General features: G+C 66.3%; 21 protein-coding genes, 3 tRNA genes and 1 riboswitch. Of the genes, 14 read left to right on the forward strand and 10 right to left on the reverse strand.

Features of this window, described 5'->3' with window-relative positions:
- Positions 1 to 6: 6 nt before the first annotated feature.
- Positions 7 to 135: a hypothetical protein gene (locus NYP18_RS11615; RefSeq protein ID WP_259428363.1), complete on the reverse strand. Its 129-nt coding sequence runs from the start codon at positions 133 to 135 to the stop codon at positions 7 to 9.
- Here NYP18_RS11615 and NYP18_RS11620 point away from each other — a divergent pair.
- Complete coding sequence (locus NYP18_RS11620; protein WP_259428364.1) at positions 134 to 1,381, forward strand: glutaminase; 1,248 nt, start codon at positions 134 to 136, stop codon at positions 1,379 to 1,381. The genes NYP18_RS11615 and NYP18_RS11620 overlap by 2 nt on opposite strands.
- 53 nt (positions 1,382 to 1,434) lie before the next feature.
- A complete protein-coding gene (locus NYP18_RS11625) occupies positions 1,435 to 2,070 on the forward strand; it encodes a hypothetical protein (protein ID WP_259428365.1) in 636 nt (211 codons plus the stop codon).
- 95 nt (positions 2,071 to 2,165) lie between these two features.
- On the opposite strand, the gene NYP18_RS11630 is transcribed toward NYP18_RS11625, so the two are convergent.
- Positions 2,166 to 2,238: transfer RNA gene (locus NYP18_RS11630), tRNA-Lys, on the reverse strand.
- 128 nt (positions 2,239 to 2,366) lie between these two features.
- Here NYP18_RS11630 and NYP18_RS11635 point away from each other — a divergent pair.
- Positions 2,367 to 3,641 carry a L,D-transpeptidase gene (locus NYP18_RS11635; protein WP_439648092.1) on the forward strand — a complete coding sequence of 425 codons (1,275 nt, stop codon included), beginning with the start codon at positions 2,367 to 2,369 and terminating at the stop codon, positions 3,639 to 3,641.
- Positions 3,642 to 3,663: 22 nt separating this feature from the next.
- Positions 3,664 to 4,623, forward strand: coding sequence for an MsnO8 family LLM class oxidoreductase (locus tag NYP18_RS11640; RefSeq protein WP_259428366.1), 960 nt, complete (start codon positions 3,664 to 3,666; stop codon positions 4,621 to 4,623).
- 1 nt (position 4,624) lies between these two features.
- Here NYP18_RS11640 and NYP18_RS11645 read toward each other — a convergent pair whose 3' ends face one another.
- Entirely contained in the window at positions 4,625 to 5,509 is an 885-nt protein-coding gene (locus NYP18_RS11645) for an SDR family oxidoreductase (protein ID WP_259428367.1), read from the reverse strand.
- 84 nt (positions 5,510 to 5,593) lie between these two features.
- Positions 5,594 to 5,691: riboswitch (TPP riboswitch) on the forward strand.
- Between the two features lie 48 nt (positions 5,692 to 5,739).
- Here NYP18_RS11645 and NYP18_RS11650 point away from each other — a divergent pair.
- On the forward strand, positions 5,740 to 6,516 hold the full coding sequence (locus tag NYP18_RS11650) for a 3-oxoacyl-ACP reductase (protein ID WP_259428368.1): 777 nt from the start codon (positions 5,740 to 5,742) through the stop codon (positions 6,514 to 6,516).
- A gap of 4 nt (positions 6,517 to 6,520) precedes the next feature.
- Entirely contained in the window at positions 6,521 to 7,798 is a 1,278-nt protein-coding gene (locus NYP18_RS11655) for an LLM class flavin-dependent oxidoreductase (protein WP_259428369.1), read from the forward strand.
- Positions 7,799 to 7,807: 9 nt separating this feature from the next.
- Here NYP18_RS11655 and NYP18_RS11660 read toward each other — a convergent pair whose 3' ends face one another.
- The 6 genes from NYP18_RS11660 to NYP18_RS11685 all read right to left on the reverse strand — a co-directional run bounded on the left by NYP18_RS11660 (position 7,808) and on the right by NYP18_RS11685 (position 12,249).
- Positions 7,808 to 8,179 (reverse strand): carboxymuconolactone decarboxylase family protein, encoded by a 372-nt coding sequence (locus NYP18_RS11660; RefSeq protein WP_259428370.1) that lies wholly within the window; start codon positions 8,177 to 8,179, stop codon positions 7,808 to 7,810.
- Positions 8,180 to 8,295: 116 nt separating this feature from the next.
- Positions 8,296 to 8,368: transfer RNA gene (locus NYP18_RS11665), tRNA-His, on the reverse strand.
- Positions 8,369 to 8,417: 49 nt separating this feature from the next.
- Positions 8,418 to 9,056: an oligoribonuclease gene (orn, locus tag NYP18_RS11670; protein ID WP_259428371.1), complete on the reverse strand. Its 639-nt coding sequence runs from the start codon at positions 9,054 to 9,056 to the stop codon at positions 8,418 to 8,420.
- A gap of 3 nt (positions 9,057 to 9,059) precedes the next feature.
- Entirely contained in the window at positions 9,060 to 9,863 is an 804-nt protein-coding gene (gene cmrA / locus NYP18_RS11675) for a mycolate reductase (RefSeq protein ID WP_259428372.1), read from the reverse strand.
- 44 nt (positions 9,864 to 9,907) lie between these two features.
- On the reverse strand, positions 9,908 to 10,546 hold the full coding sequence (locus NYP18_RS11680) for an IclR family transcriptional regulator (RefSeq protein WP_259428373.1): 639 nt from the start codon (positions 10,544 to 10,546) through the stop codon (positions 9,908 to 9,910).
- A 71-nt stretch (positions 10,547 to 10,617) separates the two neighbouring features.
- Positions 10,618 to 12,249 (reverse strand): thiamine pyrophosphate-binding protein, encoded by a 1,632-nt coding sequence (locus tag NYP18_RS11685; protein WP_259428374.1) that lies wholly within the window; start codon positions 12,247 to 12,249, stop codon positions 10,618 to 10,620.
- Positions 12,250 to 12,575: 326 nt separating this feature from the next.
- On the opposite strand from NYP18_RS11685, the gene NYP18_RS11690 reads away from it, so the two are divergent.
- The 3 genes from NYP18_RS11690 to NYP18_RS11700 are packed head-to-tail and all read left to right on the forward strand — an operon-like array spanning position 12,576 to position 16,155.
- Positions 12,576 to 13,823, forward strand: coding sequence for a CaiB/BaiF CoA transferase family protein (locus NYP18_RS11690; protein WP_259428375.1), 1,248 nt, complete (start codon positions 12,576 to 12,578; stop codon positions 13,821 to 13,823).
- A gap of 5 nt (positions 13,824 to 13,828) precedes the next feature.
- Positions 13,829 to 14,689 (forward strand): hydroxymethylglutaryl-CoA lyase, encoded by an 861-nt coding sequence (locus NYP18_RS11695; RefSeq protein ID WP_259428376.1) that lies wholly within the window; start codon positions 13,829 to 13,831, stop codon positions 14,687 to 14,689.
- Positions 14,690 to 14,703: 14 nt separating this feature from the next.
- Complete coding sequence (locus NYP18_RS11700) at positions 14,704 to 16,155, forward strand: 2-hydroxycarboxylate transporter family protein (protein WP_259428377.1); 1,452 nt, start codon at positions 14,704 to 14,706, stop codon at positions 16,153 to 16,155.
- A gap of 217 nt (positions 16,156 to 16,372) precedes the next feature.
- Here NYP18_RS11700 and NYP18_RS11705 read toward each other — a convergent pair.
- A tRNA-Arg gene (locus NYP18_RS11705) sits at positions 16,373 to 16,449 on the reverse strand.
- Positions 16,450 to 16,644: 195 nt separating this feature from the next.
- On the opposite strand from NYP18_RS11705, the gene NYP18_RS11710 reads away from it, so the two are divergent.
- The 5 genes from NYP18_RS11710 to ettA all read left to right on the forward strand — a co-directional run bounded on the left by NYP18_RS11710 (position 16,645) and on the right by ettA (position 23,269).
- Positions 16,645 to 17,406, forward strand: a complete 762-nt coding sequence (locus NYP18_RS11710; RefSeq protein WP_259428378.1) for an SDR family oxidoreductase — start codon at positions 16,645 to 16,647, stop codon at positions 17,404 to 17,406.
- A 2-nt stretch (positions 17,407 to 17,408) separates the two neighbouring features.
- Entirely contained in the window at positions 17,409 to 18,716 is a 1,308-nt protein-coding gene (locus NYP18_RS11715; protein ID WP_259428379.1) for an MFS transporter, read from the forward strand.
- Between the two features lie 33 nt (positions 18,717 to 18,749).
- Complete coding sequence (locus tag NYP18_RS11720; protein ID WP_259428380.1) at positions 18,750 to 20,846, forward strand: bifunctional copper resistance protein CopD/cytochrome c oxidase assembly protein; 2,097 nt, start codon at positions 18,750 to 18,752, stop codon at positions 20,844 to 20,846.
- 138 nt (positions 20,847 to 20,984) lie between these two features.
- Entirely contained in the window at positions 20,985 to 21,524 is a 540-nt protein-coding gene (locus NYP18_RS11725; RefSeq protein ID WP_259428381.1) for a single-stranded DNA-binding protein, read from the forward strand.
- A 74-nt stretch (positions 21,525 to 21,598) separates the two neighbouring features.
- Positions 21,599 to 23,269, forward strand: a complete 1,671-nt coding sequence (gene ettA / locus NYP18_RS11730) for an energy-dependent translational throttle protein EttA (protein ID WP_259428382.1) — start codon at positions 21,599 to 21,601, stop codon at positions 23,267 to 23,269.
- Positions 23,270 to 23,282: the final 13 nt, after the last annotated feature.

The following is a 23,282-nucleotide window of genomic DNA, read 5'->3' on the forward strand; positions in this document are numbered from 1 at the left end:
GCCAGCCTAGCGGGGACCGGTGGACCCGCGGTAGAGCCGGTCGGAGACCTGCCCGACGAGCTCACCGGGGGAGTGGGCGATGTCGTCGGAGCCTCGACGGCCGCGGGGGGCGGGCCTCGGTAGGCTCGACGACATGAAAAGCCCCATCCCCGACTACCTCGCCACCATCCTCGACCAGGTGCGCGATCAGGACGGGGGCCGGATGGCCGACAACGTCGACGAACTCCGCGACGCCCCGCCGGAACGCCTCGCCCTCGCCCTGTGCACCGCCGACGGTCACATCTATGGTGCCGGCGACGCAGGCGAGGAGTACACCATCCAGTCCATCTCCAAACCCTTTGTCTACGCCCTGGCCCTCCAGGAACTTGGGCCGGACGCCGTCGCCGACGTCGTGGGGGTGGAACCCTCCGGTGAGGCCTTCAACGAACTCTCCCTCGACGAGAACAACAACCGCCCGGTCAACCCCATGATCAACGCCGGGGCCATCGTCGTGAACCAGCTCATCAACGGTGAGGACTCCGATGTGGACGAGCGTGTGGAGAAGATCCGGGACCTCTTCTCCCGCCTTGCCGGCCGCGAGCTGCACATTGATGAGCAGCTGTGCCAGTCCGAGCTGGCGGGAGCTGACCGTAACCTCGCCATCGCGCACCTGCTGCGCAGCCACGGCATCATCCGCGACGATGCCCACTCGGCCGTCCTCAGTTACACGCGGCAGTGCTCCATCCTGGTGACCACCCGCGACCTGGCGGTCATGTCCGCCACGCTCGCCAGCGGCGGGGTGCAACCCTTGACCGGTGAAAAGATCCTCCACCCCGAGGTCTGCCGGCTGACCATGGCGGTGATGAGCTCGGCGGGCATGTACGACGGCGCGGGCCGATGGATGGCAGATGTGGGAATCCCCGCCAAATCCGGGGTCTCCGGTGGGTTGCTCGGGGCGCTGCCCGGCCAGCTGGGCATCGCCACCTTCTCCCCGCGTCTCGACGCCCAGGGCAACTCCTACCGTGGCGTCCGCATCTTCGAGAAACTCTCCCGGGACATGGGGCTGCACCTCATGGCTGCCGACCACCACGCCGTCCCCGGTGTCCGTTCCATCACCCGCGACGGTGACTCCACCGTCATCCGCCTGCAGGGCACCATCAACTTCACCGCCGCCGAGAGCATCCTCCACGAACTGGCCAGCCACACCCTGGGTGGGGAGGAACTGGTTCTCGACGTCTCCCGCGTCACCTCCTTCAACCGCATGGGCCGCCGCATGGTCAAGGAGGGGTTGCGCAGGCTCCGGGAGAGCGGCTTCACCTGCGCCATCTACGACCCGGAGGATGTGGTGGGCGATCTGGAATTCGCCGACGGCACTTATGCCGATACCGTCAATGAGTTATAGGTTCCTGGCACTATGGTGAGAGAATAAGACAGTTTCTCAGGGAGGCGCACAGAATGCTCTCACACCGTGCAACGGCAGTCCTCATCGCGGGCCTCGCCTTCGGCGGCCTCTCCTCCTGCGCCGAGGACCCGCGGCTTCTCGACGCCGCCGCCCTCACCCCCTTGCTTCTCACGGCGGAGGAGACCGGCATCCCCGGCCCTGTCACCCGCACCCTGATCGAGGGCGAGGACATGCCCACCCAGCTCCCGCTGGCCGTGCCCCCCTCCGCCGGCCTCGGGCAACCCTGCGAAGACGCCGTGCGCACCGGCCTGCAATCCCGCTTCCTGCCCCACGCCTCCTCCAGCGCGGGCTACACCGCTGATGAGGTCCATCTCGAACTCGGACTGTTCTCCATGTCGGAGGACATCGACGTGCGGGCCATCTACACAGACATCCTCACCGGATGCGCCGGGCCGGTCCACGACCCGACCTACGGTGTCACCTACTCCGTCCGTCCCCTCGACGCGGAGTACCCCGGCATGCGCGTGCTCATCCACGACGGTGAGGGCCGCATCCACGAATCAGTCGTCATCCAGGCGGAGGTGGGCAACCACTGGGTGCTCGCCGGCGCCCAACGCATGTCAGGGGAGGCGGTGGAGCAGATCGTCGCGGCCCAGGTGGCCAAGCTGGAGGACGGGCTCCACCGGTAGCTGTGGGATGCAGCTATTTTATTGTGCCTTGTGCCATTCAACGAAAAATCCCCAGGGGGAGGAGGTCTGGAACCTCTTCCCACCTGGGGTTATTGTGCGCCATCAGGGAATCGAACCCCGAACCCTCTGATTAAGAGTCAGATGCTCTACCAATTGAGCTAATGGCGCTGATGTCTTTACCGTTCCTCCCGGTGCTCCCCGGTCTGTCTCGGCGACGAACAAAAATATAACAGGTTTAGTTGCAGGTAGTAAAATCGGCTGGTCAGGACATGTTTTTTCGCTATCCGTTGGACCCTATGTTGCATGGGCACTACTCTGAGGGCTGTTCATGGCGGTTTTCATATGACGACGCAGGTCGGATCAAGAGGTTTTTCGTGAAGGTCAGCATCCCGTTATTCAGGCGGGGCAGTGCAGTGGTGGTTGTGGCGGCCCTGGCAGCGGGAACGCTGGCCGGCTGCACGATCGACAGGACGTCGGTGAGTGAGACCCAGGCCCAGGCCGTCGAGAGCGCCGCACCTGCCCCGCTGGAGTTCTCGGTGACCCAGGCCGCCGACGACATCAACCCCGCCGAGCCGGTGACCGTGACCTCCGCGGAGGGCCTGAAGCAGGTCACCATGACCAACGAGGACGGCAATATCGTCGAATCGGAGCTGTCCTCGGACGGCAGGCAGTGGTCGACGGCTGAGGTGCTGGGTTACGGCCGCACCTACACGGTGCAGGCCGAGGACCGGGCAGGCCAGGCGAAGACCCTGAGCTTCAGCACTGTGAACCCGGCCTCGACGACCGGTGTGGCCCTGTCTCCGCTGGATGGTTCAACGGTGGGGGTCGCGCAGACCATCGCCTTCCGTTTCGGCACCGCGGTGGAGGACCGTCATGCGGCGCAGGACGCCATCACCATCACCACCTCCCCGGAGGTCGAGGGTGGTTTCTACTGGCTGAACAACTCGGAGCTGCGCTGGCGTCCGGCGGAGTACTGGACGCCCGGCACGGAGGTCTCCGTCGACGTGGACCTCTACGGTGTTGATCTGGGCGGGGGAGTCTACGGCTCGAAGGACAACGCGGCGAGCTTCACCATCGGTGATGACGTGCGCACTGTCGTCGACGACGCCTCCAAGACCATGACCGTCTACCGCAACGGTGAGGTGCTGCGTTCCATCCCGGTATCCCTGGGCCGGGACACGGCGGAGTGGGCCACCCCGAACGGCACCTACATCATCGGTGATGAGCACGCTTCCCTGCTGATGGATTCCGCCACCTTCGGTCTGGGTTATGACCAGGGTGGATACCGCACTGAGGTGGATTACGCGACGCAGATGTCCTATTCCGGGATCTACGTCCACGCGGCCCCGTGGTCGGTGGGGGATCAGGGCTACCGCAATGTCTCGCACGGCTGCATCAATGTCACCACCGAGGCGGCCCAGTGGTTCCAGAACACGGTCAAGCGGGGTGATCCGGTGGTCGTGCAGAATACCGTCGGCACGACGCTGTCCGGTTATGACGGCCTGGGTGACTGGAACATCCCGTGGGAGACCTGGGGTAAGGGCAACGTCAACGAGACCTCCGCCTGGTAGTCGGTCCTGGCATGGTGGGGGTATGCACTTCTCCGTACTTGACCGTGCCAACCGGATTGCCGGCCTGAGTGAATCTGAGGTCCTGCTGGGTGTGATCGACCACGCCCGGCAGGCGGAAGCGCTCGGTTTCCGGCGTTTTTTCGTTGCTGAGCACCATGCGGTTCCGGGGCTGCCCGGTTCGCAGCCGGGGATGTTGGCCACGGCGGTGGGGGCCGCGACTGATGCGATCCGTGTCGGTACGGCGGGCATCATGCTGCCGGATCACCAGCCGTTGATCGTCGCGGAGCAGATCGCCACCCTGGAGGCGCTGTATCCGGGGCGTATCGACGCCGGCATCGGTTCCTCGGTGGGTTTCACCGCCCCGGTGCGCGCTGCCCTGCGGCAGGGGGATGTGGCGGAGCTGAAGAAGCGCTACCCGGATGATCTGCGGGAACTGCTCAGTTTCCTGAACGGCAGCGCCCCCGTCACGGCGCGTCCCTTCAATGATTCCGCCACCCCTGTCTTCGTGCTGGCGGGTTTCCGTTCCGCGCTGCTGGCCGCCGAACTGGGCCTCGGTGTCATCCTCGGTGGCCCCAACCAGGTTGATGCGGCCCGTCTCTACCGCAAGAATTTCCGCCCCGGGCTCATCGACGCCCCGCACGTCATCCTCTCCTACAACGTCGCCGTCGCTGACACGGAGGCGGCGGCGCGTGACCTGCTCATCCCGGAGGCCTGGGCGCAGGCGAAGGCACGCACCACCGGTTCCTTCGGGGGGTTGGAGCCGTTGGCGGATTTGGACGAGTCGGTGCTGCGGCCGCAGGAACGCCGCCTCATCGAGGAAACCCTGGCCACCGACCTCTACGGCACGCCGGCCCAGGTGGCGGCGCGCGCCGGGGAACTCCTGCGGGCCGCGGGGGCGGAGGAGATCCTGGCCACCGCCGGAATGAGTGATCTGGCGGGTCGCGCCCGTTCCGAGGAGCTGCTCGCGGAGATGTCCGCCTGAATCACGGCGTCGGGGTGCCTCCCGTGACTCCGAGGGTCTCACCCATGACGTAGGAGGCCTCATCAGAGGCCAGGAACACATAGGCGCCCGCCAGCTCGGCGGGTTGCCCGGCACGCCCGAGCGGGGAGTGCTGCCCGAAACCCTCGATCTTGTCCTGCGGCTGGCCGTGGCTGGGCTGCAGGGGCGTCCAGATGGGGCCGGGGGCGACGGCATTGACGCGGATGCCCTCCGGGGCCAGCTGCTGGGCCAGACCCTTGGCCAGGTTGTTCATGGCGGCCTTGGTCATGGCGTAATCCAGCAGCGTGTCCGAGGGTTGGTAGGCCTGGATGGAGGAGGTGAAGATGATCGCCGAGCCGGGTTCCAGGTGCGGCAGGGCGGCCTTGGTCACCCGGAAGGAGCTGTAGATGTTGGATTTCATGGTGGCGTCGAAATCCTCGTCCGGGATGTTGCCGATGCCGTCGTGCCAGATCTGGCGGGAAGCGTTGTTGACCAGGATGTCCAGGCCGCCGAAGGCCTCGACGGTCTTCGTCACGATCTCCTCGCAGTGGCTGAGCTCCTGCAGATCACCGGGCAGGGCCAGGGCCTGCTGTCCGGCGGCCTCGATTGCGGCGATGATCTTCTGCGCGTCGGGTTCCTCCTCAGGGAGGTAGGCGATCGCCACATCCGCACCCTCGCGGGCGTAGGCGATGGCCACGGCGGCACCGATACCGGAGTCGCCGCCGGTGATCAGGGCGCGGCGGCCCTTGAGCCGGCCGTGGCCCTCGTAGCTGTCCATGCCCAGGTCGGCCTGGGGCTCAAGCTCGGCGTCCAGCCCCGGGTGGGGCTGCGTCTGCTTCGGGGGATCGATCTTCGGGTGGAGGGTACGGGGATCATGCAGTGCGTTCACGTCTTCTCCTGTTGCTCGGTGTCGATGTGTGGCCCAGGTTACCTACCGGGGTGGCTGTGCGCCGCCCCCTTGCTACAGTGATGGCCACGTGACACGGGGTGCCGCCACCTGAGCGGCTGAGATGACACCCGTCGAACCTGATCCAGTTAGCACTGGCGAAGGGAATGTCCACAGCTCCGGTACATCCGGGGCGTCTGGGGTACCTTCGCCTTTTCCCGGAAGGCGCCCACATGACCACCACTGCACCAACCATCGCCGAGCAGATCGTGCTCGTCACCGGCGGGGCCCGCGGCCTCGGCCGGGCCATCACGGAGGCGTTCCTGCGCGAGGGGGCCCGCGTCGTGATCAACTACCACTCGAGTGCTGCGGCGGCTGCCGCGATCGTCGACAAGCACCCCGGCCGGGCCGTCGCACTGCAGGCGGATGTCCGCGACCGCGCGCAGATGGACGCGCTTGTCGACGCCGCCCGCGCAACCTTCAGCGCGCCGATCACCACGGTGATCAACAACGCGCTCATCGACTTCTCCTTCGACGGTGACGCCCGCCCCAAGGCCGGGGAAATCACCTACGAACGCTTCGAGACCCAGTTCTCCGGCGCGGTCCAGGGGACGCTGAACACCGTGCAGGCAGCCCTGCCCGGTTTCGAGGAGGCCGGCTCCGGACGCGTGATCACCATCGGCACCAACCTCTTCCAGTATCCCGTGGTCCCGTACCACGATTACACCGCCGCCAAGGCCGCGCTGCTCTCGCTCACCCGCACCCTGGCCGCGGACCTCGGGCCTAAGAAGATCACCGTCAACATGCTCTCCGGCGGGCTGCTGCGCACCACCGACGCCAGCGCCGCCACCCCGGACGAGGTCTTCGACCTCATCGCAGCGTCCACCCCGCTGCAGTCGGTGACCACCCCGGAGGAATTCGCCGACGCCATCCTCTTCTTCGCCTCCCCCTGGGCGCGCGCGGTCACCGGCCAGAACCTCGTCGTTGACGGCGGTCTGGTCAAGGACTAGAAACATGCACCTCAACCTCTTCGCCTTCGCCGCCGGCCACCACACCTCTGCCTGGCGCGCCCCGGACTCCGCCGCCGGACGGCTCGGCGACATCACCTACTGGGAGGAACTCGCGCAGATCGCTGAACGCGGGTTTCTCGACGCCGTCTTCCTCGCCGACGGCCAGTCCGCCGACCTCGGCGGCGTCGGTTCCGGCCCGCTGTGGTTCCTCGAACCGGTGACCACCCTGAGCGCCCTGGCGCGCGCCACCGAGCACATCGGCCTGGTCACCACCATCTCCTCGACCTTCTGGTCACCCTTCCACGCCGCCCGCCAGCTGGCCTCCCTCGACCACATCTCCGGCGGGCGCGCCGGGATCAACGTGGTGACCTCCATGAACGACACTGAGGCCCGCAACCACGGCATGCCGGCGCTGCCGCCGCATGCCGAACGCTATGCGCGTGCCGAGGAGTTCATCACAGTGCTCAACCGCCTCTGGGATTCCTTCCCGGCGGAAGCGGTGCGCAACGACCCCACCACCGGTTGGGGTGACGGCTCGCAGCTCGTCCCGCTGGAGCACTCCGGTGAGTACTTCGAGGTCGCCGGGCCGCTGAACATCCCCGCCCCGCCGCAGGGCCGGCCCGTCCTCTTCCAGGCCGGGGCCTCCGAACCCGGCCGGAACCTGGCGGCGAAACACGCCGAGGGAATCTACGCCGTCGCCTGGGACCTGGAGATGGCCCGCGAGTACCGCCTCGATGTGCGCCGTCGGGCCGAGCTGGCTGGCCGCGACCCGGACGAACTCATCGTCATGCCTGGGCTGGTCACCTACGTCGGGCGCACCGAGGAGGAGGCCCGGGAGAAGCAGCGCGCCCTCAACGAGCTGCTGCCCGTCGAGGACGCGCTGAAGGGTCTGTCCTATTTCATCGCCCAGGACACCTCCGGTTGGGAACTCGACGCCCCGGTGCCGCAGCTGCCCACCCTGGCTGAGTTCACCGGACCGAAGGGCCGCTACGCCACCATCCTGCGCATCATCGAATCTAAGCAACCCACCGTGCGGGAACTGCTCGGCTACCTCGCGGCAGGCGGCGGACACGCCACCTTCGTGGGCACCCCGGAACAGATCGCCGACGAGATGGCCCGCTGGGTCGAAGGCGGGGGAGCGGATGGCTTCAACCTCATGCCGCCCTCATTGCCCGCGGGTATCGAGGACTTCGTGGACCTGGTCATCCCCGTCCTCCAGGAACGTGGCCTGTTCCGCACGGAGTACGCCGCCACCACGCTGCGGGGGCACCTGGCGGAGTAGCGGCCGGGATCAGCCCTCGACGGCGGCCTTCATGCAGCGCATGGCAGCCAGCGTCTTCGGCACACCGATGTAGGGCATGAGGTGGATGATGCTCTCGCCGACCTCCTGTTGGCTCATACCTGCGACCTCGATCGCGGTCCTGATGTGGCCGGTCAGCTGCGGCTCCACCCCACCCATGGCCGCCAGCGCGGCGATGTTGAGCAGCTGGCGGGTCTTCAGGTCGATGCCCTCGCGCTGGTAGGTCCCGCCGAATACGGCGCCGACGACCCAGTCGGAGGCGCCCGGGGCGAATTCATCCAGCTGCTGCTTCCAGGCGGCGGCACCCTCGGGACTCTGCGTCTCCTCGACGAACTCGTTGCCCTTGTCCATGCTGAAAGTCATCGTGATACTCCTTCACTGATCCGTGCCGGCCCGTGTGGCCCGGGCACAAAACCCCAGTATAGGAAGAAAAACAGCAGGACCCCGGACTCTGAAAGTCCGGGGTCCTGCTTCATCGGGGTGGCTGACGGGGCTCGAACCCGCGACACCCAGGATCACAACCTGGTGCTCTACCAGCTGAACTACAGCCACCATCGCTGCTTGATCGCAGCGGACTACAGATTAACCCATCCGGCGCAATTTACAAAAACTGCTGGTAGTGGGCCTGAACTGCGGTCGAATGTTCAGCTGCTGCCGGCGACTCCGGACCCGGGACGGGGACGAAGACGGTGCGTCGATAGTAGTCGAGCTCGCGGATGGACTCGATGATGTCGGCCAGCGCGCGGTGGGCGAGGCCCTTCTCCGGCTGGTTGAAATAGGCCTTGGGGAACCAGCGGCGGGCGAGCTCCTTGATGGAGGAGACATCAACCATGCGGTAGTGCAGCGCGGCGTCGAGACGCGGCATCTGCTTGTGGATGAACGCCCGGTCCGTGGCGATTGAGTTGCCGGCCAGGGGAGCGGGGTGCTCGGGGGAGCAGTGCTCGGCGATGAGCGCAAGCACGGCGTCCTCCGCCTGGGCCATGGTCACGGTCGACTGCCGGATCTGCTCGGTGAGTCCGGAGGTCTCGTGCATGTTGGTGACGAAGTCATCCATCTCCGCCAGCTCCTCCTCGGTGGCGTGGACGACCAGGTCCACGCCCTCGCCGAGGATATGGAGGTTGGCGTCGGTGACCAGCGCGGCGATCTCCACGATGACGTGGCGTTCGTAGTCCAGCCCGGTCATCTCCAGGTCGACCCACACCAGGCGGTCATTCTTCCGTGCGACGTTATTCTCGATCACTTGCTAGTCACCCATCTTCGAATAGAACTTACCGATCACCGGCGCGAGCAACCCCGTCGGTGCAATCTTGGACACGGCATTCATCGCCTTGCTCAGCGGGCCCGGCACCACGCGACGCTGGTTCTTCGCCATCGCCTCCAGCGTCTCCCGGGAGCAGGACTCATAGGTGGTCCACAGGAAATCCGGCACCACCTTGTCCACAATGGACTTCTCCGCATCCGGCACCACCGCATCACGCACCGGACCAGGTGCCAGCAGCGTGCAGCTCACACCGGTGCCCTTGAGCTCATAGTGCAGAGCCTCGGTGAACGCGTTGACGCCCGCCTTGGTGAACACGTAGGTGGCGTTGTTCGGGATCGGCACGTTGCCCGCCGCAGAACCCACGTTGCAGATCGCCCCCGACTTCCGCTCCAGCATTCCGTCCAGCACCGCACGCGTGAGGCGGAAGACGGCGGTGGCGTTGAGGTTGAACTGGGCCATCTCATGGTCCCAGTCCTGTTTGATCAACGGGCCGAAGGTTGCGATGCCCGCCGAGTTGATCAGGATCGAGATCTCACGTTCCGCCATATGCACGATGAGACGGTCGACGTCCTCATGCCTGCTCAGGTCCGCAGCGAAGACCTCGACGTCCACACCGTGCGCGGACTCGAGCTCCGCGGCAAAATCCCGGAGAACATTCTCGCGCCGGGCGACGATGATGAGATTGTGGCCCATCGACGCGAGATCACGCGCCATGGCCATACCGATGCCCTGGCTGGCACCCGTGACGAGCGCATGAGCCTGCGGGCTGGGGGAGGGAAGAGTCATGTCCTACACGCTAATCGACGCCGCGGTGGTTGGGGTGTGGCCCCTCAGATCAGCAGCTTCGAGATCTTCGCTGCGGTCTCCGCGACCTGGGCGCCGTAGTCCTGGCCGATGCTGCGCACGACGCGGCTGAGTGGGGCGGCGACGCAGACGGCGCCGACGACCTTGCCGTCGACGATGACGGGGGCGCTGACGGAGCCGACACCGGCGACGCGGTTGCCCTCGGATTCAACCCACCCGTTCTTGCGCAGCTGTTCCGCGGCTTCCGGGGTTTCGGCGAGGATCTGGCCAGCAGAACCGGCGGGCAGCGGCAGGCGGGAGCCCTGGGGTAGGGTGACGCGGAGCTCGCGGGGGGCGTCGATACTCACGCGGCAAACACGTTCGTCGCGGTAGCGCACCCACAGCTGGACGGATTCCTGCACCTTCGAGGCCAGTTCCCATAGTGGCTGGTAGGCGACCGCGTCACGGTAGGTCTGCAGAATGCGGGTGCCCTGGCCGAAGGTGCCGTCGGGGTAGCGGGTGAGGAATTCCAGGTCCGCCATGGACAGGGCGAGGCGGTGGGTGGTGGACAGGGAGAGCCCGGTGACCCGGGCGATCTCGGAGGCCAGGAGAGGGCCGTTCTCCACGGCGTCGAGGATCGCGGCCGTCCGCTCGAGCATCCGGTTTCCGGTCCGTTCGCCGTCCATGGCTGTTCCTTCCCTGCGGGGTCCGGGGCAGTTTCGCTCCAGGGTGTTCACCCCAATGTTTAGCACGGGGGTCAGACGGTGGTCTTCTGCAGTGCCTTGTTCATGTAGGGGGCGACGATGCTGCGGGAGACCCGGCAGTCAAGGACATAGGTGCCGGTGGCTCCGGAGGCGATCCATCCATCGAAGTCGGCGAGGTCGTCGAGGGTGCGTACGACGGTGCCCTGCGCGCCGAGGGAGGTGAGTATCCCGGCGAAGTTGATCTCGGGGATGAGCATGGGCTTCTCGGCCAGGCCCTTGGAATTTGCGCCGTACTGGTGGATCTCGGCGCCGTAGGCGGCGTCGTTGAAGACGATGATCACGCCGCGGTGGGCAGTGCGGATGAAACTCTCGGCATCCGCGATGCCCATCAGTCCGCCGCCGTCGCCGGTGACCAGGACGGTGGTGCGCTCACCGGCGGCTGTGGCCACACCCGGTGCGGAGGGAAAGCCCAGTCCGATGGACTGGAAGGCAGTGCCCACCATTACGAGGTGGTCGGGGCCCTGGACGTCGAAGTACATATTGGCCCAGCCAATGAAGTGGCCGCCGTCGGAGACGATGAGGCGGTCGGCGGGGATGGCCCGGTTGAGACGTACCATGAGGCTGCGCGGGTCGAGGCGTCCGTCGGGGGCGAGTTCCTCACCGAGTGCGCGGGCGGTGGGTTCTGCTTCACGGCGCTCCCGCTCGCCGGCAAGGTACTCGCGGGAACGCAGGCCGTCGAGAAGCACGGGGATGATGTCGGTGGCGTCCCCGGAGAGGAAGAGGTCTACCAGCGAGTTGGTGGCGGACGCGGCGATGTCGATCTGGATGATGGTGGCCTGCTCACCGTAGGCATTGCCGGAGGAGGTGGTGAACTGGTTGAGTCCGGCGCCGACGACGAGGACGACGTCGGCACGCTGCATCTCCCTGGCCGAACCCTCGGCGGCGAATCCACCGCTGATGCCCAGATCGCGGTAGCGGCGCTCGCCGGCGGGGAAGGTGCCGCGGGCGGGAGCGGTGGTGGCGACGTCGGCACGCAGCAGCTCAGCCAGGGTGATCAAATCAGCTGTGGCGGCCCGTGCGCCGCGGCCTGCGACGATGAGGGGGTGGGTGGCGGCGGCGAGCTTATCGACGACCTCATCCACCACCGGCACCACCCGGGCCGCGGGCTGTGCGGGGGCGGGGGCCTGTGCGCCGGCCTCGGTGACGGGCTGGTCGGCGAGGTCATAAGGGATGGACAGGACGACGGGACGCAGGGTCTCCAGTGCGAGTTCGACGGCCTGCTGGGTAGCGGCCGCGGCGTTGTCGGGGCCGACGCTGAGCACGTGTGCACCTGCGGCGGTGGACATCGCGTCCTGATCGATGTCGAAGTCCCGCGGCGCGGCGGCCGGGGCGGAACCCACGACGTAGACCAGCGGGGTATGGGAGAGCGCGGCGTCGGTCAGCGCGGTGATGACGTTGGTGAAACCGGGCCCGTAGGTCGTGGTCGCGACTGCCAGTTTCCGGGTCACTCGGTGGTAGGAGTCCGCGGAGGCCACGGCGGCGACCTCGTGGCGGACGGGGATCATGGGGACGTCGAGACGCTCGAGTGCGTCGACAAACCAGGCGTTGCCGTTGCCCATGAGCCCGAAGAAGGTGTCGGTGTTGGCGGTCAGGGTGCGGGCGACGGCCTCGGAGACGGTGTACATCAGATCCTCCAGTGATGAATGAGTGGCTTGTCCATATGTGTCTGACCCGGACGCTGCGCTCCGGAGGGGATAGTGCCCATTTTTCGGGCACCGAGGCCGAAGGTGACCTCTGACACGTTCAAGCTAACACTGTGACCCCACTTTGCCAACAGGTGGGAGATTAACTCTCACTGATTGGGATAATTTTCCGGCCATCTGTACCCATGCTGCGCTGGGGGTTTCCAAAAAATGTGAGACAAGCCTCAAAATTGCCCTTGCGCAGAATGGATCACATGCCTAGGCTCTCACTCAGCAACACGGCAACTACCACTGAATGGGAACTCACCATGACGCAGGATCAGCAGGACACCAGCAACATGCCGCTCGACGGCATCCGGGTTCTGGAACTCGGCAACTACATCGCCGCCCCCTTTGCCTCCCGCATCTTCGGCGACTTCGGCGCGGACGTCATCAAGATCGAGAAGCCCGGCGGGGATGAACTCCGCGACTGGCGACGCCCCGTCGGCGACATCTCCATGCTCTTCCGCACCGTGGGACGCAACAAACGCTCCGTCGTCCTCGACCTGCGCACTGAAGCCGGCATCGACGCTGTCAAGCGCCTCATCGCCGCCTCCGACGTGATCATCGAGAACTTCCGCCCCGGCACCATCGAGAAGTGGGGCATCGGCCCCGACGTCATCGCCGAGCTCAACCCCGACGCCGTCCTCGTCCGCATCTCCGGCTACGGCCAGACCGGCCCCTACCGCGACCGCGCCGGCTTCGGCAGCGCAGCCGAGTCCTTCGGTGGCCTGCGCTACATCACCGGCGAGGCGGACCGCCCGGCCGCCCGCGCCGCCGCCAGCATGGCCGACACCGTCGCCGGTCTCTACGGCGCACTCGGTGCTCTCATGCTCATGCTGCAGCGCGCCCGCGGCCGCCAGGGCGACGCCCGCGTGGTCGACGTCGGGCTCTACGAGGGCGTGTTCAGCCTCCTGGAATCCCTGGTACCGGAATATGACGCCTACGGCATGGTCCGCACGCGCTCCGGCGGGAAACTCCCCGGTGTCGTTCCCATGGGTGCCTACCCCTGCGCCGACGGCCTCGAGATCGTCATCGGAGGTAATGCCTCCAGCGTCTTCAAACGCCTCATGAACGTCATCGGCCGCCCCGACCTCGCCGAGGACGAGTCCCTGGTCACCGCCGAAGGGCGCCAGGCCCGGGAAGAGGAGCTCAACGACCTCATCACCCAGTGGACTCTGTCTGTCCCGCTCAAGGAGGCGCAGGCACTTCTGGACGCCGCCGGTGTCCCCGCCGGACCGGTCTACGACGCCCCCGGCATCGCGGAGGACGAGCACTACCACGCCCGTGGCATGGTCGAAGAGCACCTCGTCCAGGTCGAGGCCGACGCCGAGCCGCGCCCGGTCCGCTTCCCCGGCGTCGTCCCGAAGATTCCCGGCGCCGAGGGTTCCACCCGCTGGCTCGGCCCCGAGCTCGGCGAGCACACCCTCGAGGTCCTGCGCGACGTCGCAGGTATGGACGAGGACGCTGCCCGTGCCCTGGCAGACTCCACCACCGACGCACTGATGGAGGGCTGACCGGCATGTACGTGGAAATCACGGACGTATTCCTCCGCGACGGCCTCCAGGACGAGTCCGTCATCGTGCCCACCGACCGCAAGCTCCAGATCGCCCGCCGACTGCAGGAGGTTGGCGTCCCCCGTATCGAGGTCGCCTCCTTCGTCAATCCGAAGCGCGTACCCCAGATGGCCGATGCCGATGATCTTTTCGCAGCCCGCCCTGAGGGTGCCGTGACCTGGATCGCCCTGGCACTCAACGCCCGCGGCATCACCCGTGCCCAGGCCGCCGGCGCCAGCGAGATTTCCGTTGTGGCCTCTGCCTCCGACGCCCACAGCTCCGCCAACGCCGGCGGCACCACCCGCGAGATGCTCGCCAACCAGGCCCCCGCCATCCAGGCGGCCCAGGCGGCCGGCACCGCTGTCATCGGCGGCATCTCCACCGCTTTCACCTGCCCCTTCGAGGGCGAGATTCCCGCCGCCAAGCTCGTCGAGGTGGTCCGTCCCTTCACTGAACTCGGCATCACCACCATCGGCCTGGCCGACACCCTGGGCAACGCCGAACCCGCCCAGGTCACCGACTCCGTCAAGGCCGTCCAGGCGGCCTTCCCCGGGGTGGCCCTCTCCCTCCACCTGCACAATGCCCATGGCCGGGCTCTCGAGACCGTCGCCGCGGCCCTGGAACTCGGTATCACCCGTTTCGACTCCGCCCTCGGCGGATTCGGCGGCTGTCCCTTCGCCCCGGGAGCAGCTGGAAATCTCAACACCCTCGAACTCGTTGAACATCTGCATGCACTCGGCGTCGACACCGGCATTGATGTCGCGGCCCTGGCCCAACTCTCAGCTGACGCAGCCGATTTCGTGGCTGCCGCCCCCGCACTCGCCTGACAGGAAATCCTCCCATGTCCGAGAACAACCCCCGCACCCTGACTCAGCCGGCCCCCGTCATGCCTGAGGACGTCGAATTCCCCCGCATCGGTGACCGCAACAATCCGACCCGGAAGATCCTCGCCGAGACCTTCACCCCACCAGAGGGTTCCGTCGGCAGCACCACCGTCAGCAAGGAACCCCCGTGGCGCCGCATCGCCGGTTTCCCACCCCTGTGGTTCGGTATCCTCTTCGCGGTTGTCATCGCCGCGATGAACATGGGTGCGGTCCCAGACAACATGCTCGGCGGTTTCGCCATCACCATCGTCCTCGGTGGCCTGCTCATCTGGGTCGGCAACCTGATCCCCTACGTCCGCGAGGTCGGGTTGCCCACGATGCTGTGCACCTTCATGCCGGCCATCCTCATCCACTTCGCGGTATTCCCCCAGAACGGCATCGACGTCGTCACCAACTTCATGACGGCCCAGGGCTTCCTGGACTTCTTCGTCATCGCCGTCATCGTCGGCAGCGTCATCGGTATGCCCCGTGACCTGCTCATCCAAGCCGGGCCCCGCTTCATCGTGCCCCTCGTCGGCGCACTGACCGCCACCTTCGGTGGACTGTTCCTCCTCGGCACCATCACCGGCTTCGGCGGCCTTGAGGCTGTGCTGTTCATCGCCGCCCCGATCATGGCCGGTGGCCTGGGTGTCGGTGCGGTCCCGATGTCCGAGATGTACGCCACCCGCCTCGGCGGCGAATCCGGCGACTTCATGGGCGACCTCATGTCCGCCGTGGTCCTGGCCAACATCGTCTGCATCCTCATCGCCGGCGCCTACAACGCCATGGGCAAGCTGAAGAAGCAGCCCTTCCCCGGTTTCAACGGCTACGGCGACCTGCTGCGCGTGAAGAAGAAGGGCCGCGACCTGTCGATGCCCAAGAAGAAGGAATCCGGCAACCTCGTCGCCCTGGGCAAGGGCCTGGCCATCACCGCCGTCCTCTACGTCGCCGGCACCGCCCTCGGGGAGATGTTCTCCGGACTCCACGCCTACGCCTGGGTCATCCTCATCGCACTGGCGCTCAACCTGTCCAACCTCTTTCCGAAGGATCTGACCGAGGCTGCCTCCTCCTGGGGCGACTACATCCAGTCCTACCTTGTCCCCGCCCTGCTGGTCGGTGTGTCCATCACCTACATCAACATCGGTGAGGTCCTGGCCTCCCTGGCCAACCCGACCTTCATCCCCCTGATCGTCATCACCGTCATCATCGCCACCGTCTCCTCCGGCATCGTCGGCTGGCTGGTGAAGATGAACTTCATCGAGGCTTCCATCACCCCGGGCCTGGTCATGGCTGACACCGGCGGCAGTGGTGACGTCGCGGTGCTCACTGCCGCCAACCGTCTCCACCTCATGGCCTTCGCGGCGCTGACCAACCGCGTCGGTGGCGTCCTCGTCCTCTTCGTCACCTCCGTCCTGGCCGGTTTTCTGTAGAACCGTCCCCTCTGAGCTGAGAAGGGCACCCGCACTGACTCCCGCGGGTGCCCTTCTCGTTTTGTTGGGTGAGGAGCTTCTGTCGGCTAAGCGGGTATTTCCGGTGAACTCTGCAGAAGATCGCGCCTGAAATCGGCGGAGTTCACCATTTTTCTTGCCCCTTAAGCCGGAAGACCTCGCCCCGCCGCCCGGACGAGGGCGGTGGGGCGTAGTCCATTGGTGCCCCCAGCAGGATTCGAACCCGCGACCAGCCGGGTAGAAACCGGATGCTCTAATCCACTGAGCTATGGGGGCATGCGCGCTAAATCCTAGCGCACCGCACGTGGGAAGAAGAAAAGTTCGAGACATCCATGAATCAGTGGCGATATGTAGCATCGGGTTGTGTCCGGAGTCACCTGGGCTCCGGATGAATCAAGCTACGCGCAATTGTGATCGATCAGTCAACCAGGCTCCGGCGGTTGTCCGGGGCGACGGATAAGGAGCAGCATCATGGCACAGCGAGTTCTCATCACCGCAGGAGCAGGCGGCATCGGCCTGGAGATCGCCCGGGCCTTCGTCCGCGAGGGGGCTAAGGTGCACATCGCAGACATCAACGCCGAGGCTGTGGAGAAGGTGACCGGCGAACTGGAGAACGTCACCGGCACGGTGGGCGACATCGCCGACCTGGCCGCGGCGGACCAGATCCTCGAGGATGTGCGCAGCAATCTCGGCGGTCTGGACGTGCTGGTCAACAACGCCGGTATCGCCGGCCCCACCAAGCCGATCGACGAATACGGCGAGGACGAGTTCGATGCCGTGCTCAACGTGAACCTGCGGGGTACGTTCAACATCACCAAGCGGGCGGTGCCGCTGCTGAAGGAATCCGACGCGCCTTCTATCATCACCATGTCCTCGCTGGCGGGGCGTTTCGGATACCCGAACCGCATCGGTTACTCCACCACCAAATTCGCACTGGTCGGTTTCGCCAAGACCCTGGCCCGGGAGCTGGGGGAGTTCGGGATCACATCCAACACCATCCACCCGGGTGCTGTTGCCGGCCCGCGCATGGAGAATGTCCTGCAGGGACGGGCGGACATCTCCGGGCGCACCCTGGAGGAGGAGCGGGAGAGCGCCCTGGCCAACCAGGCGGTCCAGCAGTTCGTCGACGCGGCGGACATCGCCGAGCTGGCGCTGTTCCTCGCCGGACCCCACGCCCGCTCGATCTCCGGGCAGATGCTCAACATCGACGGTGATTCGAAGGCGGCGGTGTAGCCATGACGGAGCCTGCCACGGGTTCGGCGCCCCTCGGCGGGGCCGGCCCTGATCCGGACGCCGACCCGGATGCCCCGCGCCCGAGTCTCTGGCGCGGCCGGATCCTGCTGATCCTGGGCATCGTCCTGCTGGGTATCTCCCTGCGTTATGCCGTCACCGGTCTCTCGCCGCTGCTCCCGGTGGTCCGGGAGGGGCTCGGTATCGGAGTCACGGGTGCCAGCATCATCGGCATGCTGCCCACGCTGATGTTCGGTGCGGGTGGTCTGCTGGCTCCGATGCTGGCGCGACGGACCTCGACTGAGCTGGTCGCGGTTGTCGGCATGACGCTGGCGACCATCGGTGCCGTGACCCGCGCGCTGGCCACCGACGCCACCCTGTTCATCGTCTTGTCCGCGGTGTCCCTGCTGGGCATGGGCTTCGGCAACGTGGCCGGTGCCCCGCTGGTGAAGAAGTACTTCCCGGACCGCCAGGCCATCATGCTGACCACCTTCGCACTGCTGATGCAGGCTGGCGCCACCCTGCCGGCCTTCACTGCGGTGCCGATCTCGAATGCCGCCGGCTGGCGCTGGTCGCTGGCGTCCTGGGCGTTGATCTCCTTCCTGGCGATCATCCCGTGGGCGATCCAGCTGTTCCGGAAGGACTCCGCATCCGTTGCGGCCCAGGGCGGGGCCGCAACGGCACAGGATACGAAAGGCGCCTCCTTCGGCATCGCTTCGCTACTGCGCAGCCCGACGGCGGTGGGCACGGCGCTGTTCTACGCCACCGCCTCCTTCAACACCTACGCGGTGCTGGCGTGGATGCCGACCATCCTCGGTGATCGCGGCCTGGATCTGGGCGCCGCCGCCGGCGTGTTCAGTATCTACACCTTCATGACGCTGCCGATGGCGCTGATCGTGCCGCTCATCGCGGCGAAGATGGACCAACCCTTCCCACTGGCGGCGGCACTGAGTGTGGTGCACGCCATCGGCTTCGTCGGTCTGCTGCTGGCGCCGGGTATCCCGGCCCTGTGGGTGACCATCATGGGTCTCGGCGGCGGTGCCTTCCCCTTCGCCATCGCTATGTTCAACCGCCGCACCCGGACGGAGTCGGGTTCCGCCGCGATCTCCGGCTTCGCCATGGGTGTGGGTTATCTCGTCGGTACCCTCGGTCCGTTGGCCGGTGGCTGGCTCTTCTCCGCCACCGGCGGCTGGGAGGCGGCGATGATCCTCTACGCCGCTTCCGGAGTGCTGATGCTCGCCGGTGCCTACCTCATGACCAGGAAGAAGTTCCTGGAGGATGAGGTGAATACGGTGGCCCCCGTCACCGGCTAGGCCGCAAACCTGCCGGGCATTAGGGTGGATGCCATGTCAGTACCGCAGGTGGAAGAGCAGGCCGGGACAAAGAGGGCGTCGATAAGCAGGACGAGCAGGGTGCGGCCGACCTGGCCGCTCTACCTGCTGTTCTTCGGCGTCGCGGGGCTCGTGGGTGCGACGATCTCCTTCGGCCTGCTCACCGATTCGCTCATCGCGCTGGGCATCCCGGACCCGGGACCGGTGACCACCTGGGGGTTGCCGTTCTTCCGGGCGGTGGGTTGGATGCTCGCCGCCCTGTCGGTGGGTTCCTTCATGTTCTCGGCGTTCTACATCTCGCCGAAGGTGCCGGACAACGACAACTCCCGCCTGGTGGAGGCCCCGCTCACCGTCGACGGTGATATCGCCGCGCGGACCGGCGCGTTCTCGGCGCTGAGTTTCGCGCTTGTCGCGCTGCTGATGATCCCGCTGGTGCTCTCCGATGTCTCGGGCACACCCTTCAGGGACGCACTGGCCCCGGACATGTGGGGCGTGGCCGTCGGCCAGGTCGCCACCGCGCAGGCCTGGGCCGTGGTGGCCGCCTTCGCCGCGGTCGTCGGCATCGCGGGGCTGATCTTCCGGAAGTGGATCGCGCAGCCGCTGCTGCTGGTCGGCGCCGTGCTCACGGTCGTGCCGCTGGGCATGGAGGGCCACGCCGCGGCCGGTGGCGCGCACGACTACGGCACCAACTCCTACCTGTGGCACCTGCTGGGCATGGTCTTCTGGGTCGGTGGCCTCATGGCCCTGATCGCGCACGGCCGCCGTCTGGGCCCCGACATGGAGCTCGGGCTGCGCCGCTATTCGCGGATTGCGCTGTTCGCCATCGTCGTGATGGTCATCTCCGGCCTGGTCAACGCCGCAGTGCGTGTGGAGTGGTCGGACTGGTTCACCACCACATACGGCTACATCCTGGTGACCAAGACGGTGGGCCTGCTGGTGCTCGGATTCCTCGGCTGGATCCACCGCAGCATCACCATCCCGCAGATCAACACCCGGCCGCGGTTGTTCCTGCGTTTCGCGGTGGGTGAGGCCATCGTCATGGCCGCCGTGACGGGTGTGGCCATCACCATGGGCCGCACCCCGCCACCCCCGCCGCGGGACCCGAACCTCTCGCAGATGGCCATCCAGATGGGCTACGACCTCGTGGAGAAGCCGACGCTGACCAACGTGTTCACCATGTGGCGTTTCGACGTCATGTTCGGCACCATCGCCAGCCTCATGACCGCCGGCTACCTCTACGGGGTGTGGCGCGTCCACCGCCGCGGCGGGACCTGGCCGTGGCTGCGCACGGCGATGTGGCTGACCGGCACGGTCTCGCTCTTCGTCACCACCAGCTCCGGCCTGGGCATGAACATGCCGGCCACCTATTCGATGCACATGATCGTGCACATGATCCTGTCGATGGTGGTGCCGCTCTTCCTCGTGCTGGGCGGACCGCTCTCGCTGATCATGGCGGCCTATGAACCGGGCGCGCCGGGCCAACCCTCGGCGCATGACTGGGTCGTGGCGATCACCAAGGCACCGCTGCTGAAGATCATCTCGCATCCGGCGGTGAACACCGCGCAGTTCCTGTTCTTCTTCTACGTGCTCTACATCTTCATCCCCTTCTACGAGCTGATGATCTCCGAGCACGCCGGCCATCTGTCGATGAACTGGGTCTTCCTGCTCTCCGGTTACCTGTACTTCTGGGAGCTGGTCGGCCCGGACCCGTTGCCGGTCCAGCGTCCCACCGCGATCCGCCTGGCGTGGCTGGTCGGTTCCATGCCCTTCCACCTCTTCGCCGGCATCTACCTCATGCAGTTGACCACGGTCATGGGCGAGGACTTCTACACCAGCCTCGGGCTGCCGTGGGAGCTGAATCTGCTGGAGGACCAGAAGGTCGGTGGCGGCATCGGTTGGGCCTCCGGTTCCTTCCCGCTGGGTCTGGTGTTCATCCTGCTGTTCCTCGGCTGGCGCCGGGATGACCGCGCCACCGAGGTCGAGTACGACAAGAAGGTCGAGGCGGGGGAGAGCGACGAGTACGAGGTCTACAACGAGATGCTCGCCCGCATGGCCGAGGGTGGTTCCACGCGTCCGGACTACTACGGGGATGAGTTCCCCCGCAAGTCCTGATCCCGCGCGGTGCACCCGTGCCTGTGGATGGCGGGGGTCTGTCCACAGGCTTATCGACGCCTCGTTGTCACCGCCCCAGCGCAGTGGCAGGGTGCGGGGTGTCACCATCATTCACAGACACCCAGGGGGGAACTCACCGTGGCAACATCAACCACCACCATCACCGGCAACCTCACCCGAACACCCGTCCTCAAACAGTTCGAACCGTCCAAATCCGACCTGGTCAGCATGCGGGTGGCCGTGAATCGCCGCGTGCTCAAGGACGACAAGTGGATCGACGGCGACGCGGCCTACATCACCGTCGAGGCCTGGGGCTCGCTGGCCCGGCACTGCCGGGTCTCGCTGGACAAGGGCATGCCGGTCATCGCGACCGGCCACCTGGTCACCACCGAATGGCAGGTGACCGGGGAGGAGAAGCCACGCACCCAGCTCGTCCTCAAGGCCAGCAGCATCGGTCTGGACCTGACCTACTACATCGCCGCCTCCCGGAAGATGGACGCAAGCGAACGCCGCATCGAGGGCATCCAGATTCCCGAGCAGGACATGGCAGACATCTACGACCAGAAGCTTGAGATCAAGCAACAGCCGGCCGACTCCTTCACCGACGTCTCGCACCTGCAGGAGACACCCCTGGAGCAGCCGGTGGGGGCCCCGGAGCCGCAGGATGTGCCCTTCTAGCGGCCGTTCGGGTATATACGCGCCGGTCATGTACCCTGTGGAGTGTCTTTAACGCATTACACACAAGGGGAGAAATGGCCGAGTTCATCTACACGATGAAGAATGTGCGAAGGGTCGTCGGCGACAAGGTCATCCTTGACAATGTCACGATGGCCTTTTACCCGGGCGCCAAGATCGGTGTCGTCGGACCCAATGGTGCCGGTAAGTCCTCCGTCCTCAAGGTCATGGCCGGCATCGACCAGCCCTCCAACGGCGATGCCTTCCTGCAGCCGGGTGCCACCGTCGGCATCCTGCTGCAGGAGCCGCCGCTGAACGAGGAGAAGACCGTCCGCGAGAACGTGGAGGAGGGTCTGGGTGAGATCTTCGAGAAGAAGCAGCGCTTCGAGGCGATCGCCGAGGAGATGGCGACCAACTACACCGATGAGCTGATGGAGGAGATGGGCGTCCTGCAGGAGGCCCTCGACGCCGCTGATGCGTGGGAGGTCGACTCCAAGATCGAGCAGGCCATGGAGGCTCTGCGCTGCCCGCCGTCGGATTCCCCGGTCACCCACCTCTCCGGTGGTGAGCGCCGCCGCGTCGCCCTGGCCAAGCTGCTGCTGTCCGAGCCGGACCTGCTGCTGCTCGATGAGCCCACCAACCACCTGGACGCCGAGTCCGTCCTGTGGCTGGAGAAGCACCTCGCCGACTACAAGGGCGCTGTCCTGGCCGTCACCCACGACCGTTACTTCCTCGACCACGTCGCGGAGTGGATCTGTGAGGTCGACCGCGGCCAGCTGCACCCCTACGAGGGCAACTACTCCACCTACCTGGAGAAGAAGGCCGAGCGCCTCGAGGTGTCCGGCAAGAAGGACCAGAAGCTGCAGAAGCGCCTGAAGGACGAGCTCGCCTGGGTGCGCTCCTCCCCGAAGGCACGTCAGGCCAAGAACAAGGCCCGTCTGGAGCGCTACGAGGAGATGGCCGCCGAGGCCGAGAAGTACAGGAAGCTGGACTTCGAGGAGATCCAGATCCCGACCCCGCCGCGCCTGGGCAACAAGGTCGTGGAGGTCAAGGACCTGGAGAAGGGCTTCGACGGCCGCACCCTGATCAAGGACCTCTCCTTCACCCTGCCGCGCAACGGCATCGTCGGCGTCATCGGCCCGAACGGCGTGGGCAAGACCACCCTGTTCAAGACCATCGTCGGTCTCGAGGAGCCGGATTCCGGTTCAGTGGAGGTCGGCGAGACCGTCCAGCTCTCCTACGTGGACCAGGGCCGCGAGAACATCGACCCAGAGAAGAGCGTGTGGGAGGTCGTCTCCGACGGCCTGGACTACATCCACGTCGGTCAGAACGAGATGCCGTCCCGTGCCTACCTGTCCGCCTTCGGTTTCAAGGGCGCGGACCAGCAGAAGCCGTCGAAGGTGCTCTCCGGTGGTGAGCGCAACCGACTGAACCTGGCGCTGACCCTCAAGCAGGGCGGCAACCTGATCCTGCTCGATGAGCCGACTAACGACCTCGACGTCGAGACCCTCGGTTCCCTGGAGAATGCGCTGACCGAGTTCCCGGGCTGTGCCGTGGTCATCTCCCACGACCGCTGGTTCCTGGACCGCACCTGTACCCACATCCTGGCCTGGGAGGGCAACGTGGAGGAGGGGCGCTGGTACTGGTTCGAGGGCAACTTCGGTGACTACGAGAAGAACAAGGTCGAGCGCCTCGGCGTTGACGCTGCCCGTCCTTCGCGCGTCACCCACCGCCGCCTGACCCGCTAGCCCGGACCGGTCA

The organism is Corynebacterium lemuris (assembly GCF_024919295.1).
GTDB lineage: Bacteria > Actinomycetota > Actinomycetes > Mycobacteriales > Mycobacteriaceae > Corynebacterium > Corynebacterium lemuris.